The sequence below is a fragment of the Allobosea psychrotolerans genome (assembly GCF_002917105.1).
Taxonomy (GTDB): domain Bacteria; phylum Pseudomonadota; class Alphaproteobacteria; order Rhizobiales; family Beijerinckiaceae; genus Allobosea; species Allobosea psychrotolerans.
The window spans coordinates 119720-133766 of record NZ_PQFZ01000011.1 but is presented as its reverse complement, the minus strand read 5'-3'; the positions used below and the strand labels follow the sequence as shown (position 1 = coordinate 133766).

14 protein-coding genes are annotated in these 14047 nt (G+C 67.9%); 8 read left to right on the top strand and 6 right to left on the bottom strand.

The features are described from left to right. Nucleotides 1-16 precede the first annotated feature (16 nt). Nucleotides 17-1546, bottom strand: a complete 1530-nt coding sequence (xseA, locus tag CYD53_RS18655; protein ID WP_103719583.1) for an exodeoxyribonuclease VII large subunit — start codon at nucleotides 1544-1546, stop codon at nucleotides 17-19. A 265-nt stretch (nucleotides 1547-1811) separates the two neighbouring features. Between xseA and purD the strand changes: the two genes are divergently transcribed. From purD to CYD53_RS18635, 4 genes are all read left to right on the top strand, one after another. Further along, nucleotides 1812-3092 (top strand): phosphoribosylamine--glycine ligase, encoded by a 1281-nt coding sequence (purD, locus tag CYD53_RS18650; RefSeq protein ID WP_103719582.1) that lies wholly within the window; start codon nucleotides 1812-1814, stop codon nucleotides 3090-3092. Between the two features lie 124 nt (nucleotides 3093-3216). Further along, entirely contained in the window at nucleotides 3217-4131 is a 915-nt protein-coding gene (locus CYD53_RS18645; protein WP_103719581.1) for an alpha/beta fold hydrolase, read from the top strand. Between the two features lie 204 nt (nucleotides 4132-4335). Then, entirely contained in the window at nucleotides 4336-5061 is a 726-nt protein-coding gene (locus CYD53_RS18640; RefSeq protein ID WP_103719580.1) for a haloacid dehalogenase type II, read from the top strand. Nucleotides 5062-5070: 9 nt separating this feature from the next. After that, entirely contained in the window at nucleotides 5071-5943 is an 873-nt protein-coding gene (locus tag CYD53_RS18635) for a patatin-like phospholipase family protein (protein WP_103719579.1), read from the top strand. On the opposite strand, the gene CYD53_RS18630 is transcribed toward CYD53_RS18635, so the two are convergent. Next, the gene (locus CYD53_RS18630) at nucleotides 5903-6646 is read right to left on the bottom strand and encodes an ArsR/SmtB family transcription factor (RefSeq protein WP_103719578.1); all 744 of its coding nucleotides are present in this window, start codon (nucleotides 6644-6646) and stop codon (nucleotides 5903-5905) included. The two genes, CYD53_RS18635 and CYD53_RS18630, sit on opposite strands and share 41 nt — an antisense overlap. Before the next feature lie 107 nt (nucleotides 6647-6753). Between CYD53_RS18630 and CYD53_RS18625 the strand changes: the two genes are divergently transcribed. Then, a complete protein-coding gene (locus CYD53_RS18625) occupies nucleotides 6754-7497 on the top strand; it encodes a sulfite exporter TauE/SafE family protein (protein WP_103719577.1) in 744 nt (247 codons plus the stop codon). Between the two features lie 170 nt (nucleotides 7498-7667). Here CYD53_RS18625 and CYD53_RS18620 read toward each other — a convergent pair whose 3' ends face one another. From CYD53_RS18620 to CYD53_RS18605, 4 genes are all read right to left on the bottom strand, one after another. Next, the gene (locus CYD53_RS18620; RefSeq protein ID WP_103719576.1) at nucleotides 7668-8501 is read right to left on the bottom strand and encodes a GNAT family N-acetyltransferase; all 834 of its coding nucleotides are present in this window, start codon (nucleotides 8499-8501) and stop codon (nucleotides 7668-7670) included. A 208-nt stretch (nucleotides 8502-8709) separates the two neighbouring features. Next, nucleotides 8710-9039 (bottom strand): hypothetical protein, encoded by a 330-nt coding sequence (locus tag CYD53_RS18615; protein WP_103719575.1) that lies wholly within the window; start codon nucleotides 9037-9039, stop codon nucleotides 8710-8712. Between the two features lie 60 nt (nucleotides 9040-9099). After that, nucleotides 9100-9363 (bottom strand): hypothetical protein, encoded by a 264-nt coding sequence (locus CYD53_RS18610; protein ID WP_146055950.1) that lies wholly within the window; start codon nucleotides 9361-9363, stop codon nucleotides 9100-9102. A gap of 314 nt (nucleotides 9364-9677) precedes the next feature. Further along, nucleotides 9678-10106 carry a nucleoside deaminase gene (locus tag CYD53_RS18605; RefSeq protein WP_181011938.1) on the bottom strand — a complete coding sequence of 143 codons (429 nt, stop codon included), beginning with the start codon at nucleotides 10104-10106 and terminating at the stop codon, nucleotides 9678-9680. Nucleotides 10107-10318: 212 nt separating this feature from the next. Here CYD53_RS18605 and CYD53_RS18600 point away from each other — a divergent pair, with 212 nt between their 5' ends. The 3 genes from CYD53_RS18600 (at nucleotide 10319) to CYD53_RS18590 (ending at nucleotide 13989) form a co-directional block, all read left to right on the top strand. Then, the gene (locus tag CYD53_RS18600) at nucleotides 10319-12616 is read left to right on the top strand and encodes a pseudouridine synthase (RefSeq protein WP_181011930.1); all 2298 of its coding nucleotides are present in this window, start codon (nucleotides 10319-10321) and stop codon (nucleotides 12614-12616) included. Nucleotides 12617-12657: 41 nt separating this feature from the next. Beyond that, nucleotides 12658-13218 carry a 16S rRNA (guanine(966)-N(2))-methyltransferase RsmD gene (gene rsmD / locus CYD53_RS18595; RefSeq protein ID WP_103719572.1) on the top strand — a complete coding sequence of 187 codons (561 nt, stop codon included), beginning with the start codon at nucleotides 12658-12660 and terminating at the stop codon, nucleotides 13216-13218. 129 nt (nucleotides 13219-13347) lie between these two features. Next, nucleotides 13348-13989 (top strand): glutathione S-transferase family protein, encoded by a 642-nt coding sequence (locus tag CYD53_RS18590; protein ID WP_103719655.1) that lies wholly within the window; start codon nucleotides 13348-13350, stop codon nucleotides 13987-13989. The last annotated feature ends 58 nt before the right edge of the window (nucleotides 13990-14047 follow it).

Sequence of the window (14047 nt, the reverse complement as noted above, 5' to 3'; positions counted from 1 at the left end):
TCCACGCGAAATCGAGCTAAAACAGATCGCCCTGCCCCCCCTGCGGCGCCTCCTTGCGCAGCGGGCGCGCGGGCCGGGGTGGCGGTGCATCCCCTCCTCCCGAGACCGTGACAGCGAAGCGGCCATCGCTGACCTGAACGCTCAGGCCCTGGCCGGCATGCGCCTGCGCGACGCCACGCACCAGCGCTCCGGCCTCATCGCGCACCAGCGCATAGCCGCGCGCCAGGACGGAGTCCGGCCCCAGCGAACGCATCAGCGCCCAGAGCGAGCCGAGCCCGTCGCGGCGGCGCGTGACGCCTTGGGCAAAAGCACGGCGGGAGCGCTGGGCGAGATCGCCGACGCGCTCCCTCGCGCGCAAAACCCGCAGTTTCTCAGCGCGCAGCAAGGCATCGCGGCCGGCACGCAAGCGGTTCGACAAGCCATCGAGCCTGGCTGCATAACCGGCCAGGCGCGCAGACGGGGAATGCCGACCGAGCCGCTGCGCAAGGCCAGCCAAACGCATTTCGTGGGCGCGGGCATTGCGCGCCAGCGCCGGTGCGAGCCGCGTCGCCGCGAGATCGAGCCGCTGGCGCGGCCCCGACAGCACCGCCTCCGGCGCCGGCAAGGCGCGGGCGAGCGCGCGCAGATCGCTGCGGCGGCGATCGGACAGGCGGCGCATCGCGCCTGCCTGCCGGCGCGACAGGTCAGCGACCAGGCTCATCAGTTCGGAGCGAACCGGCACGACCTTCTCGGCCGCGCCTGTGGGCGTCGGCGCGCGCAGATCGGCAGCATGGTCGATCAAGGTCCAGTCGGTCTCGTGACCGACGGCCGAGACGAGCGGAATCTGCGAGGCGGCGGCCGCGCGCACCACCGCCTCCTCGTTGAAGCCCATCAGGTCTTCGAGCGAGCCGCCGCCGCGCGCCACGATGATGACGTCGGGACGCGGAATGCGACCGCCCCGGGGCAGTGCATTGAAACCGGCGATGGCTGCGGCCACTTCGTTGGCGCTGGACTCACCCTGCACGCGCACCGGCCAGACCAGGACATGGCGCGGGAACCGATCCTCCAGCCGGTGCAGGATATCGCGGATGACGGCGCCTGTCGGTGAGGTGACGACGCCGATGACACCCGGCAGATAGGGAAGGAGCTGCTTGCGCGCCTCATCGAACAGGCCTTCCGCCGCGAGCGTCTTGCGACGCTCTTCCAGCAGCGCCATCAGGGCGCCGATGCCGGCGGGCTCCAGCGAGTCGATGATGATCTGATAGCTCGACTTGCCGGCGAAGGTGGTGATCTTGCCGGTGGCGATGACCTCCAGCCCCTCCTGGGGCCGCGTCTTCAACCGGCCGAAGACGCCCTTCCAGATCACTGCGTCGATCTTGGCGTTCTGGTCCTTCAACGAGAAATAGACATGACCGGAGCCGACCGGGCCGCGATAGCCCGAGATCTCGCCGCGCACGCGCACAAAGCCGAAGGCGTCCTCCAATGTGCGCTTGAGCGCGCCCGACAGATCGGAAACCGACCATTCCGGTGTGTTGGAGGGTTTTACGTCAGGCGATTCGATATCCATGGCGCGAGCATAGCGGCGTGGATGGCCGAGCAGAAGCGTTGCCGTCTGCGCGCCCGGCGGCTATTGCCGCCTTCAGATCTTAGATCCGGAACCAGTGCGGGTCTTCCCGGACGGAGCGAAGCGCAGATCCGGGATCCATGCCTGAACCGTTCCGGCATGGATCCCGGGGCTCGCGGAGCTTGCCATCGGGCCGGCTGAAAGCCGGACCCGGTGGGTCGCCCGGGGTGACGACGGTGGACGGACGTCCACACGCAAGGAGACCACGATGAACATCCTTCTGATCGGTTCGGGCGGACGCGAGCATGCGCTGGCCTGGGCGATATCGGGTTCGCCGCTCTGCGACCGGCTCTACATCGCCCCGGGCAATCCCGGCACCGCGCAATGCGGCGAGAATGTCGTGCTCGACATCGCCGACCATTCGGCCGTCGCGGCCTTCTGCAAGCTGCACGGCGTCGATCTCGCCGTTATCGGCCCGGAAGGCCCGCTGGTCGACGGCATCGCTGACGATCTCATCGCCGCCGGCATCAAGACCTTCGGCCCCTCGAAGGCCGCAGCCCAGCTCGAGGGCTCGAAGGCCTTCACCAAGGAGCTCTGCGCCGAATTCAGCATCCCGACCGCCGGCTTCGGCCGCTTCACCAATGCGAACGAGGCCAAGGCTTATGTCGCGCGCCAGGGCGCGCCGATCGTGATCAAGGCCGACGGGCTTGCCGCCGGCAAGGGCGTGGTCATGGCGGAAACGCTGGCCGAGGCGAACGAGGCCATCGACATGATGTTCTCGGGCGGGCTCGGCGCGGCCGGCGCGGAGGTCGTGATCGAGGAGTGGATGATCGGCGAGGAAGCGAGCTTCTTCGCGCTTTGCGACGGAGCACATGCCATCGCGATGGCGTCCGCCCAGGACCATAAGCGCGTCGGCGACGGCGACACCGGCCCCAATACCGGCGGTATGGGCGCTTATTCGCCCGCCCCGGTGATGACACCGGCGCTGGAGGAGCGGGTGATGGCCGAGATCATCCGGCCGACGCTCGCGGGCATGATCAAGCGCGGCATGCCGTTCAAGGGCATTCTCTATGCCGGCCTGATGATCACGGCGCAGGGGCCGAAGCTGATCGAATACAATGTCCGCTTCGGCGATCCCGAATGCGAGGTGTTGATGCCGCGCCTGAAGAGCGACATCGTGCCGGCGCTGCTCGCTTCCTGCGACGGCGTGCTCGCATCCTTCGACCTGCGCTGGTCGGAGGAGGCGGCGCTGACCGTCGTTCTGGCGGCAAAGGGTTATCCGGCCAAGCCCGACAAGGGCAGCGTGATCAAGGGCGTCGAAAAAGCCGCGGCGCTGGACGATGTGCTCGTCTTCCATGCCGGGACGAAGCAGACGGCCACCGACCTCGTCGCCGATGGCGGGCGGGTGCTGAATGTCGTCGGCCTCGGCAAGACCGTCAGCGAGGCGCAAGGCCGCGCCTATGCGGCGGTCGATCTCATCGACTGGCCGGGCGGCTTCTGCCGCCGCGACATCGGCTGGCAGGCGGTGAAGCGCGAGCGGCAAGGCTGAGATCGCGACACGCCGCAGCGTCCGATTGCGCACGGCTGCTGCCATGATCGTTTCGCGAAGCTGGTAAAAGGAGCCATGCTTGCAGCCGTAGCGGCACGGTCGCCGCTCATCGGAGTATCGAAACATGAGCAATCTCGATTCCCTCTTTCCCGGCTTCAAGGCGCATTGGATCGACGGGCCGGTCGGCAGGATCTTTGCTCGCGTCGGCGGCGAGGGGCCGCCGGTGGTGCTGATCCACGGCTTTCCGCAGACCCATGCCGAATGGCACAAGCTCGCGCCGGAACTCGCCAAGACGCATACCGTCATCTGCCCGGATCTGCGCGGCTATGGCTGGTCGGCGGCGCCGCATGGCGATGGCGGCAGAGAGACCTACAGCAAGCGCGGCATGGGCGAGGACATCGTCGCGGTCATGCAGGCGCTCGGGCATGTCCGCTTCGCCGTCGTCGGGCATGATCGCGGCGCGCGCGTGGCATACCGGCTGGCGCTCGACCATCCCGGCCGGGTCGAGCGCCTGGCCCTGCTCGACATCCTGCCGACGCTCTCGATGTGGGAGGGCATGAATGCGGCACGCGCCATGCAGGTCTATCACTGGACCTTCCTGGCCCAGCCCGAGCCGGTTCCGGAGAACCTGATCAAGGCCGACCCGCTCGGCTGGCTCGACCACACCATCGCAAGCTGGACCCGCGCCAAGGACCTCAAGCTCTTCGACCGGCTCGCCCTCGCCTCCTATGGCGAATCCTTCAACGACCCTGCCCGCATCCATGCCGCCTGCGAAGATTACCGCGCCGGCGCGACGACCGATCTCGCCCAGGACCAGGTCGATTTCGCAGCCGGTAAAAAGATCCTCTGCCCCGTGCTGGCGCTCTGGGGCGAGGCCGGCATCCCGGCCAAGGGAGCAAGCCCGCTCGAGATCTGGCGCACGACCTTCGCCCCGCAGGCGGAGGGGCTGGCGGTCGAGAGCGGCCACTTCCTGCCCGAGGAGAACCCTTCGGCCACGCTCGCGGCCCTGCTTCCGTTTTTGTCCAAGCCCGCCGCCTGACCGCCTGCGAGGAATGGCTGGGCGTCGCCGGATCGGGGTTCCTCGGCCGGCATGGCTGCCCTACAGCATCGGCCTGTCCCGAAAACCGGTTCCCACTTTTCGGGCCGATGCCCTAGTGATCATGCATCGGCCTGTCCCGAAAACCGGTTCCCACTTTTCGGGCCGATGCCCTAACCTCCGCCGCATTCCGATCAGGAGCTTTCGATGAAACTGACCGATTTCAAAGCCCTGACCTTCGATTGCTACGGCACGCTGATCGATTGGGAGAGCGGGATGGTCGCGGCGCTGCAGCCGCTCGTCAGCAAGGTCGCGCGGCCGCTGAGCCGCAATGACGTGCTCGAGGCGCATGCCCGGCACGAATCGCGCCAGCAATTGCAGACGCCGGGCAAGCTCTACCGGGAGCTTCTCGCCGTGGTCTACAAGCGGCTGGCGGAAGAATGGAACGTGACGGTGAGCTGGGAGGAGTGCCTGGCTTATGGCCGTTCGGTCCGCGACTGGCCGGCCTTTCCCGACACGGTCGAAGCCTTGCGCGAACTCAAGCAGCACTATCAGCTCGTCATCCTGTCCAATGTCGACAACGAATCCTTCGCCTTCAGCAATGCCAGGCTCGGCGTGGCCTTCGACGCGATCTATACGGCCGAGGATATCGGCAGCTACAAGCCGGCGGCTGCCAATTTCGACTACATGCTGACCTCGCTTGCCGATCGCGGCATCGCCAAGGCCGACATCCTCCACACCGCCGAGAGCATGTTCCACGATCACAAGCCGGCGAATGCGATCGGCCTCGCCTCCTGCTGGATCTATCGACGCCATGCCGATGAGGGTTTCGGCGCCACGATGAACCCGGGCGCGATGCCGCATTACGATGTCCGCTTCACCAGCCTTGGCGATCTCGCAGCAGCGGTGAAGGCCGAGGCGGGGCGCGCCTGAGGCGCCGGCATGTCGCGGCTACCCTCACCCACGCCGTCCCGGCCCGCTTCCGGCGAACCCGAACTCGTCCTGGTGCTCGGCGCGGGCGGGGCGCGAGGGTTGAGCCATATTCCCGTGCTGGAAGCGCTCGATGAGCTCGGCGTCAGACCCGCTCTGATCGCCGGCTGCTCGATGGGCGCGATCGTGGGAGCAGCCTATGCGGCAGGGCTTTCGGGCAAGGAGCTGCGCGAGCATGTCGCACTGACCTTCCGCGACCGTGCCCGGGTGATCGCAAGGCTGCTGGACGCCCGCATCGGCAAGTTCACCGATTTGATGCGCGGCCTCGGCAACCCCGTGCTGATCGATGGCGAGCGCATGCTCGACCTGTTCTGGCCGGAAGCCGTGCCCGACCGCTTCGATCAATTGCAGATCCCCTTCGCGGCGCTTGCCACCGACTATCACCTCCATGCCGAGGTCCTGCTGCGCGACGGGCCATTGACGCCGGCGGTCGCGGCTTCGCTTGCGATCCCGGGCTTGATCCGGCCGGTCGTCATCGACGGCCATGTGCTGATCGATGGCGGCGCGATCAATCCCCTGCCCTATGACCGCCTGCTGGCGCCGGGTCGCATCGTCATGGCGGTCGATACCAGCGCGCCCGCAACCGTCAGCGAGACGCGCATCCCCGAGCCGCTGGAAGCGATGCTCGGCGTCAGCCAGATCCTGACGCGGACGATCGTGCAGCGCATGGTCGAGCGCCAGCCGCCCGATATCCTGATCCGCGCCGGCGTCGACGGCATCGGCGGGCTCGATTTCTTCAAGGCGCAAGCGATCCTGGAAGCCTCCGCCCCGGTCAAGGATGAGGTCAAACGAAGGCTGTCTCAGGCGCTCGAACGGCGGGGCTGACAACCTCCGGTTCGTCGCAGCGGAAGCCCGGCAGCGCCGTGCCCAGGGCTGCCCTGCCCTCTTCGGTCAGGACCACGGCGCGGCTGTCCTTCTTGCGGCGCACCCAGCCGGTCTCGAAGCAGCGACAGGCCAGAGCGGCGGCAAGGCTGCCGGCGAGATGCGGCTTGCGCTCGCTCCAGTCCAGGCAGGGGCGCAGGGCAGCGCGGCGCCCCCTCGGCAGCGCGGGATCGACGCCGAGCGCGGCGAACACCGCCTCACCGGAGACACTGAGGCCATAGCCGCCATCGGCGACGTTGAGATGCCCGCCCGCGACGAGCGCGTCATGAATGCCGATGCCCAACCGACCGGCAAAATGATCGTAGCAGGTACGGCCCCGGCTCAACTCCTCGCCGACGCGCGAAGGCAGGCGGCGATTGGTGGGCTGCGTGCCGGCCAGTACCATCAAGCCTTCCAGCGCGGTCGCGACCTCGGCGCTTGCCAGCCGGTAATAGCGATGGCGCCCTTGCGCGGCGACGCCGAGCAGGCCGCCCTGCATCAGCTTGGCGAGATGGCCGCTCGCGGTCTGCGGCGCGACGCCGGCGAGATAGGCCAGTTCCTTGGCGGTCAGGGCCCGCCCATCCATCAGCGCGTGCAGCATGTTGGCGCGGGCGGGGTCTCCCATCAGATGGGCGATCTCGGCGAGATAAGGACCGTGCGTGCTCATGCCGGCATCTTGCTCCTCGGCGCGGGCAGGACCAAGCCGGAATGCTACGGCCGCGACCGTAGCATCGAGCGACGACAGGACGCGGCAACAATGCCAGAAAGCCGGCCATGGAAAACCTGCACCTCATCCTCTTCATCACCGCAACCTTCCTGCTTGCCGGCTTCGTCAAGGGGGTCATCGGGCTCGGCCTGCCGACCATCGCGGTCGGCATTCTCGGTGTGGTGATGGCCCCGGCCCAGGCCGCCGCCCTCCTGGTGGTTCCCAATCTGATCACCAATGGCTGGCAGATCGCCACCGGCCCCGGCCTGAACACCATCCTGCTTCGACTCTGGCCGATGCTGGCGGGCATCTGCATCGGAACCTGGGCTGGTGCCGGGCTTCTCCAGCAGCAGAAGGACGGCTCGGCCACGCTCTGGCTCGGTATCGCGCTGGTGCTCTATGCGCTGGTTGGCCTGAAGGCCGCCAAGCTACGCGTGCCCGCCCATGCCGAACGCTGGCTCGGACCCATCATCGGTATCGCGACCGGTGTCGCAACCGCCGCCACCGGCGTCTTCGTTCTGCCGGCCGTGCCCTATCTGCAGGCACTCGGCCTCGACAAGGACGAGCTGATCCAGGCGCTCGGCATTTCCTTCATCGTTTCGACGCTCGCCTTGTCCTTCGGGCTGCTCGGCGCCGGCACACTGAATATGGGCGTCGCCTGGCACTCGCTGCTGGCGCTGGCTCCAGCGATCGCCGGGATGGCCCTCGGCACCGCGATCCGGCTGCGGATCTCGGCTTCGACCTTCAAGATGTGCTTCTTCGCAGGGTTGCTGGCGCTGGGCTGCTACCTGGTCGCCAGGACGCTCGGCTGAGGGACACTTGCCCGAGCGCCCTGATCCGGGAGCCGGCCAGGGCGCCTCCAGGCCGAACCGTCATTGCGAGCGTGAGCCGAAGCAATCCAGGGGCCATCGGGCGAGAGCTGCTGGATTGCCTCGTCGCTACCGCTCCTCGCAACGACGTCGAGAGGCGACGGCGTAAATCTCTAGCCGAGCTCCAGCGTGGTCACGCCGAACACTTCAGGCGCGAGCGGGATCGGTTCGCCCCGATACATGCGCGTCGTCTCAAAGCCCGGCCGAAGCCCTGCATGCGTCAGCAGATCGATGAATTGCTGTCGCGCGGCAGGCACGTCGATGAAGACCTCGCCTTCGACGGAGGACGCAAGATGCGCAACGAGCGCAACAGCGGTCGCGTCATCCAGCGCCGATAATCCGCCGATCTTCCAGCCTTCGCGACATTTCCGGACCACGCCATAGCCTGTGACCGCGCCCTGCGAGGTCGTAACGCAAGCAAGATGCGGCATCGCGAGCCAGCGGGCGAGGAAGGCCTCCCGTGCTGCCGGAAAGCTCCTGCGATCGAAGGCCATGACTTGAGGCAAGAGCTCGGACGTGACGACGCGCAGATCCCGTCGCTCCACCGGCGCGCCGGCAAAGACGCCGCCGAAACGGATGGTGCGGTAGGCCGGGGCAAAACCTTTCCGGCGGTAATTCTCGAACTGCTCATCGACCCCGTCGAGCCCGATCGTGCGCCCCGCGAGCCGCGCCATCCCGGCATCCCAGACGGCCTTGCCATGGCCTTGGCCCCGCATGCCCGCGCGGCTGATATAGAGCCCGATGAAACCGTAGCTCGGCCCATAGGCGACCGCCGCGATGCCGGCGACCATCTCGCCATCGACGAAGGCGCCGATGAACCCCTCCGGGTCGCTCGCGCGAAAGGCAGCGGCGTCATCGAGGCCGGGATTCCAGCCCTCGGTACCAGCCCAGTCGATGAGCTGCCCGACCTCTGCCAATGCGAGCGTGCGGATGAGGCGCTCGCTCATGCGGCCGGCCGCGGTTGGGAAATATGCATGAAGCCATTCTAGAGCGTTTTCGCGCGAAGTGGACAGCGGTTCGGGCGAAGAAAACGCGTTGAAACGAAGAGCCGGAGCCGTTGAAGGTTAAGCGCTGCGCCGGCGGCCCGTCGGCCTTCGGCGAGCCCGTTTCAAGTCCGGCTCGGCTTTCAGAGGCGTGCATGACACACCACCAAGCTCAGAGCGATGATCGTGCCGGGGGCCTGGATCTGCACTGATAGCCACTGTCCAACAGACAGGCTTCGACCTCGTCAGCCTTCATGATCGCCTGCGCGGTGGTTACGGCCAGCCGGGCGGTGTGCATACGCATGAGCGCGTTCTGGGCGCTGAGTGCGCTTGTCTGAAAGAGCGCCCGTGTGGCGATCGCCGCCGCGTCGGCGGATTGGCTGAAGCGCGCGCTTTCGTAGAGACTTGTTTCGCGCCGCAGCCTTTCCAGCGCCTTGTCATGCTCGATCAGGATCATGCCCAATGCCTGCTGACAGATTTTCAGTCTTTCCGTGTCGTCCATGAAGCACCCCTATTTCAGTCCAGCGAGACAAGGCGCACAGTCGGCGGGCGGCCAGCCTGCTCAAGGTTCAAAACTCTTGCCAGCCGGCGTCGCCGGCGTGCCGCCCGACTGCGCCGCCTCCATCGCCTCGGTTGCGATCGCGGCTGCCTGCTTCGATGCTTGGGCGGAGGCCTTCACCGAGGTGATATCCTTCCTGACCTGCTGGACGAACAGCACAGTGAGATGCCCTATAGGAAGCATCAGAAGTGCCATGATCACCGCGATCTTGGTGCCGACGCGCCAGGAAACCGGCTTGAACAATGACGGTGGCGTGGCAGCTATCATTAGAGTTATTCTTGATTATGGGCCCGCGCCCTTGTCCAACTACCACCCCAAGCTCTTAACGATCGGTATTTCCGCTACTAGACTGGAGCGGCATTTGATCTAAATCAAACGCCTTCGGCCGACCGACGCGATCGCGGCCTGAATGAACTCAGCCTGGGGTCTTCCATGCCCCCCAAAAGGCCGCATCCGGAGGCTTCCGCCTAGACCGCCGGCCGATCGACCTACATGAACGTGACGCTCCCGCGTCAAATGCTCGGGACAGATGCAGCCGGCGACTGGAGAAGCGTTCGCTCCGTCTCGCTCGACCCAACCGGCTATCTCCGCTCCCTGAAAAACTCCCGCAACAGCCCCGCAGCCTCGCTCTCGCTCAAGCCGCCATAGACCTCCGGCGCGTGGTGGCAGGTCGGGCTGGCATAGAGCCTGACCCCATTCTCGACCGCGCCGCCCTTGGGGTCGCCTGTACCGAAATAGAGCCGGCGGATGCGGGAAAAGGAGATCGCGGCGGCGCACATCGGGCAGGGTTCGAGCGTGACGTAGAGATCGCAGCCGATCAGCCTCTCGCTGCCGATTTCCGCGCAAGCCAGGCGCAGCGCCAGCATCTCGGCATGGGCGGTCGGGTCCCTCAGCTCCAGCGTGCGGTTTCCCGCGCTTGCCAGCACGACGCCCTCGCGCAGGACAACCGCCCCGACCGGAACCTCGCCACGTGAGGCGGCCGCCCGTGCCTCCGCCAAGGCGAGCGCCATGCCGTCCACGCCATTTGCCTTTGCCCGCACCATCAAAAACCCTGCTTTACCGCTCGCGAGCGGCAAGGCGCTCTGCTACAAGCGCCGGCTATCAGTCAGCGTTCCGTCCGGCTTGATTGGGCCGGTCGGGGACGCGCGCGACATCAAATATTTGAGCATCGGCCTTTCGCGAAAGTGCACTCCACTTCTGCGGACCATGCTTCGGAGCGATCATGAGCGACGACAACAACCAGAAAAGCCGTGGCCCGCGCAAGGGCGGCGGTGCCGGCGGCCGCAGTGGCGGACAAGGCGGCGGCAAGGATGGCGGCTCTCGCGGCGGCGGTTTCGGACGCGATGGTGCGGGTCGCGGACCTGCGCGCTCCGGCGCGCCAAGTGGCGAGCGCAAGCCGTTCCGCAGCCGCTCCGAGGGTGGCGAGCGTCCGGCCCGGGTCACGTCCGAGGGTGGTGAGCGCCCACAGCGTCGTTTCGACAAGCCGGCCGGCCAGCGCGATGGCGCTCCGCGCCCGCCGCGCGCCGGTGGCGAACGTCCGTTCCGGGCCAGGCCTGAGGGCGAGCGCGCGCCTTATCGCGAGCGCGGCAGCGACGATCGTCCGAGCCGCAGCGCAGGCAGCGGGGCCGAGCGGCCCTTCCGCGCCAGGCCCGAGGGCGAACGCAGCACGAGCCGGCCACCACGCGAGGGCGGCGAGAGGCCGTTCCGCGCCAGAGCCGAGGGTGAGCGCAGCTCCAGCCGTCCGCCCCGCGACGGCGCCGCGCCGAGTGGCAAGAGCTTTGGCGGCAAAAGCTTCAGCCAGCGTGACGATAAACGCAACGAACGGCCGCGCCGCGAGGACGCCGCCGCCGAGCCCAAGCTTCTCGCTTCGCTTGCCGCGCAGGAGCCCGAGCGCATCGCCAAGGTGATGGCGCGGGCCGGCGTCGCCTCGCGTCGCGACAGCGAGGCGATGATCGTGGAAGGCCGCGTCAGCGTGAACGGCAAGGTGCTGGAAAGCCCGGCGCTCGATATCGGCCCCAATGACGTCGTTCTCGTCGATGGCGAGCCCTTGCCGGCGCGCGAGCGCACGCGGATGTGGCTCTATCACAAGCCGCGCGGGCTGGTGACGACGAACCATGATCCGGAGGGGCGGCCGACCGTGTTCGACTCGCTGCCGGAAGAGCTCCCGCGCGTGCTCTCGATCGGCCGGCTCGACATCAACACCGAAGGCCTGCTGCTGCTCACCAATGACGGCGGTCTCGCGCGCATGCTGGAGCTGCCGGAGACCGGCTGGCTCAGGCGCTACCGTGTGCGCGCCTTCGGCTCGGTCACGCAGGACAAGCTCGACACGCTGCGCGATGGCGTGACGATCGAGGGCGTGAGCTATGGCCCGATCGTCGCCCGCTTCGAGCGCCAGCAGGGCTCGAACACCTGGCTCGTGGTCGATCTGCGCGAAGGCAAGAACCGCGAGGTCAAGACGGTGCTCGAGCATCTCGGCCTCGACGTGAACCGGTTGATCCGGGTTTCGTTCGGGCCGTTCCAGCTCGGCGACCTGCCCGAGGGGGAGGTCGACGAGATCCGTTCGCGCGTGCTCAGGGACCAGCTCGGCGAAGATCTGATCGCAAGGGCCGGCGTCGATCTGGAGGCGCCGCGCCGCGACGAGATGCCGGCCGCCCCCCCGCGCGCGCCCAGCGGCGACGACCGGCCGCGCCGGCGTGAGGCAGGCGACCGCGACGGCAAGCCCGAGCGGGAGCGCTGGCAGAGCGACGCCGTGCGCACGCCGTCCAAGGACGACCGCAGCGACAAGCCATGGAAGCGCACCGTCTGGCGCGACGCCGAGGCCGAGCCGCAGCGCGAGCGCAAGGCGCCGCCGCGCCGTGGCGCCGACCCCAAGATCGAGCGCCAGGCGCGCGAGGCCACCGGCGAGGTGGTCCGCCGCCGAGACAAGGCGATCGAGGATCCCAATGGCCGCCGCGTGCTGGTCGAGCGCGTCAGCGCCGCATCCCGCGAGGAGCGCCCGGCCCGCGAGGGCGTCAACCCCAAGCGCCGGCCCGACCGCCTGCCACGCAGCGAGCGCGGCGCGGCCGGGGGGCGTCCGCCACGCACACAGGAGCGCGCGAGCAGCGGCGAACGTCCGCCTCGCCGCCCGCGCGAGGAGGCCGCTGGCCGCGACCGCGCCTCCGAGCGTCCCTGGCAGGATGCAGCGCCGCGCAGCGAGCGGCCCGACCGCGCGCCGCGCGAGGGAGCGGAGCGCCCCGCGCGCCGCTTCAGCGAGCGCAGTGGCGATGAACGGCCGCGCAGCCGCAGCTTCGGTGACAAGCCGGGCGGCGCGCCCAAGAGCTATGCCGCGCGCTCGAGCGAGCGGCCGGCCGGTCGCAGCGCAGGCGGCGAACGCAGCGGCGGCAAGCCGTTCGCGGGCAAACCTTCCGGAGCCAAACCCTCCGGGGGTCGCCCCTTCGGCGGCAAGCCCGGCGGCGGTCGCCCGGGTGGCGGCGGCAAGGGTCCGCGTCCAGGCGGTGCCGGGCGCGGCAAGCGTGACTAAGGCAAACGTGACTGGGGCAATGGCGACTGAGGATTAAAGCGATGAGGATCGTCGGCGGACGCTTCGGCGGGCGGCCGCTCGCCGGCCCCAAACCGGGAATCGGGACCATTCGCCCGACCTCCGACCGTTTGCGGGAATCGCTCTTCAACGTGCTCGCCCACGCCTATGACGATGTGGTCGATGGCGCGCGCGTGCTCGATCTCTTCGCCGGAACGGGCGCGATGGCGTTCGAGGCGCTCTCGCGCGGAGCGGAGTTCGCATTGCTGGTCGATGACGGCACCGAGGCGCGCGGCCTGATCCGCGAGAACCAGATGAATCTCGGCCTCGCCGGCCATAGCCGCGTCTTCCGGCGCGACGCCACCAAGCTCGGCCCGGCGAGCCCGATGCCGCCCTTCGGGCTGGTGTTCTGCGACCCGCCCTATCGCAAGGGCCTGGGCGAAAAGGCGCTTGTCTCGGCCCAGCTCGGCGGCTGGCTGACGCCGGACGCGCTCATCGTGCTCGAGGAGGCGGCAGGCGTGGAGATCGCCGTGCCGGAGGGCTTCGCCGTGGTCGAGCGCCGCGACTATGGCGAGACCCAGGTGGTTCTGCTGCGGGCGGGATAGGACGTCGGCCCGCGGGGGCGACCTTGTACCGGAAGCTGGAGCGCTTCAGCCTGTGGACGCAACTTGACCTCTTCCAGGTCGGTCCTCAGGAGAAGCCAGATTGAGACCGTCTCGGATTGCGAGGTCTGGATGCTGCGACTTCATTATTACCCCGGCTTTATCAGCCTCGCCGCCCATATTGTCCTTGAGGAAATCGGCGCGGAATACGAACTTTCCTTCGTCAATTTGCACAAAGGCCCGAGCAACAACCCATCCTATCGCGCCTTGCACCCAGATGGGCTCGTGCCTGTGCTGGAAAGCGACGGCCTCTCTCTTTACGAGAGCACGGCCATCATCCTTCATTTGCTCGAGTTGAAGGGAGGGGCAGCGCTCATACCTGCGCAAGGCAGCGTGCTCAGGCCGCAATTTTACAAATGGCTTATGTGGCTTGCGACCGCGCTGCACGCGAACTTGTCGCTCTACCTGCATCCCAACAAGGTCGCCGTCTCCGTCGCGGCCCAGGCGGAGATCAAACAGGCCTCGGAGCAGCGGGTGAACAGCCAGTTCGACCGCCTGGAAGGCGAGCTGGCGCGTCATGGCGGCCCGTGGTTCCTGGGCGATACTTACTCCGCCGTCGACGCCTATGTGTTCACCCTCGCGCGCTGGTCTCGCGCCATGCCCCGGCCCGCCACCAGCCGAGCGCATTTGGGCGCGTATTTACGACGCGTGCTCGAGCGGCCAGCCGTCCAGCGTGCCCATGCACAAGAACACATACCGCAGCCATGGCTATGAGACCGAGGCGCGCATGACGCCAGAGGCGTCGTAGCGGTCTCATGAGATCGCCACCTGA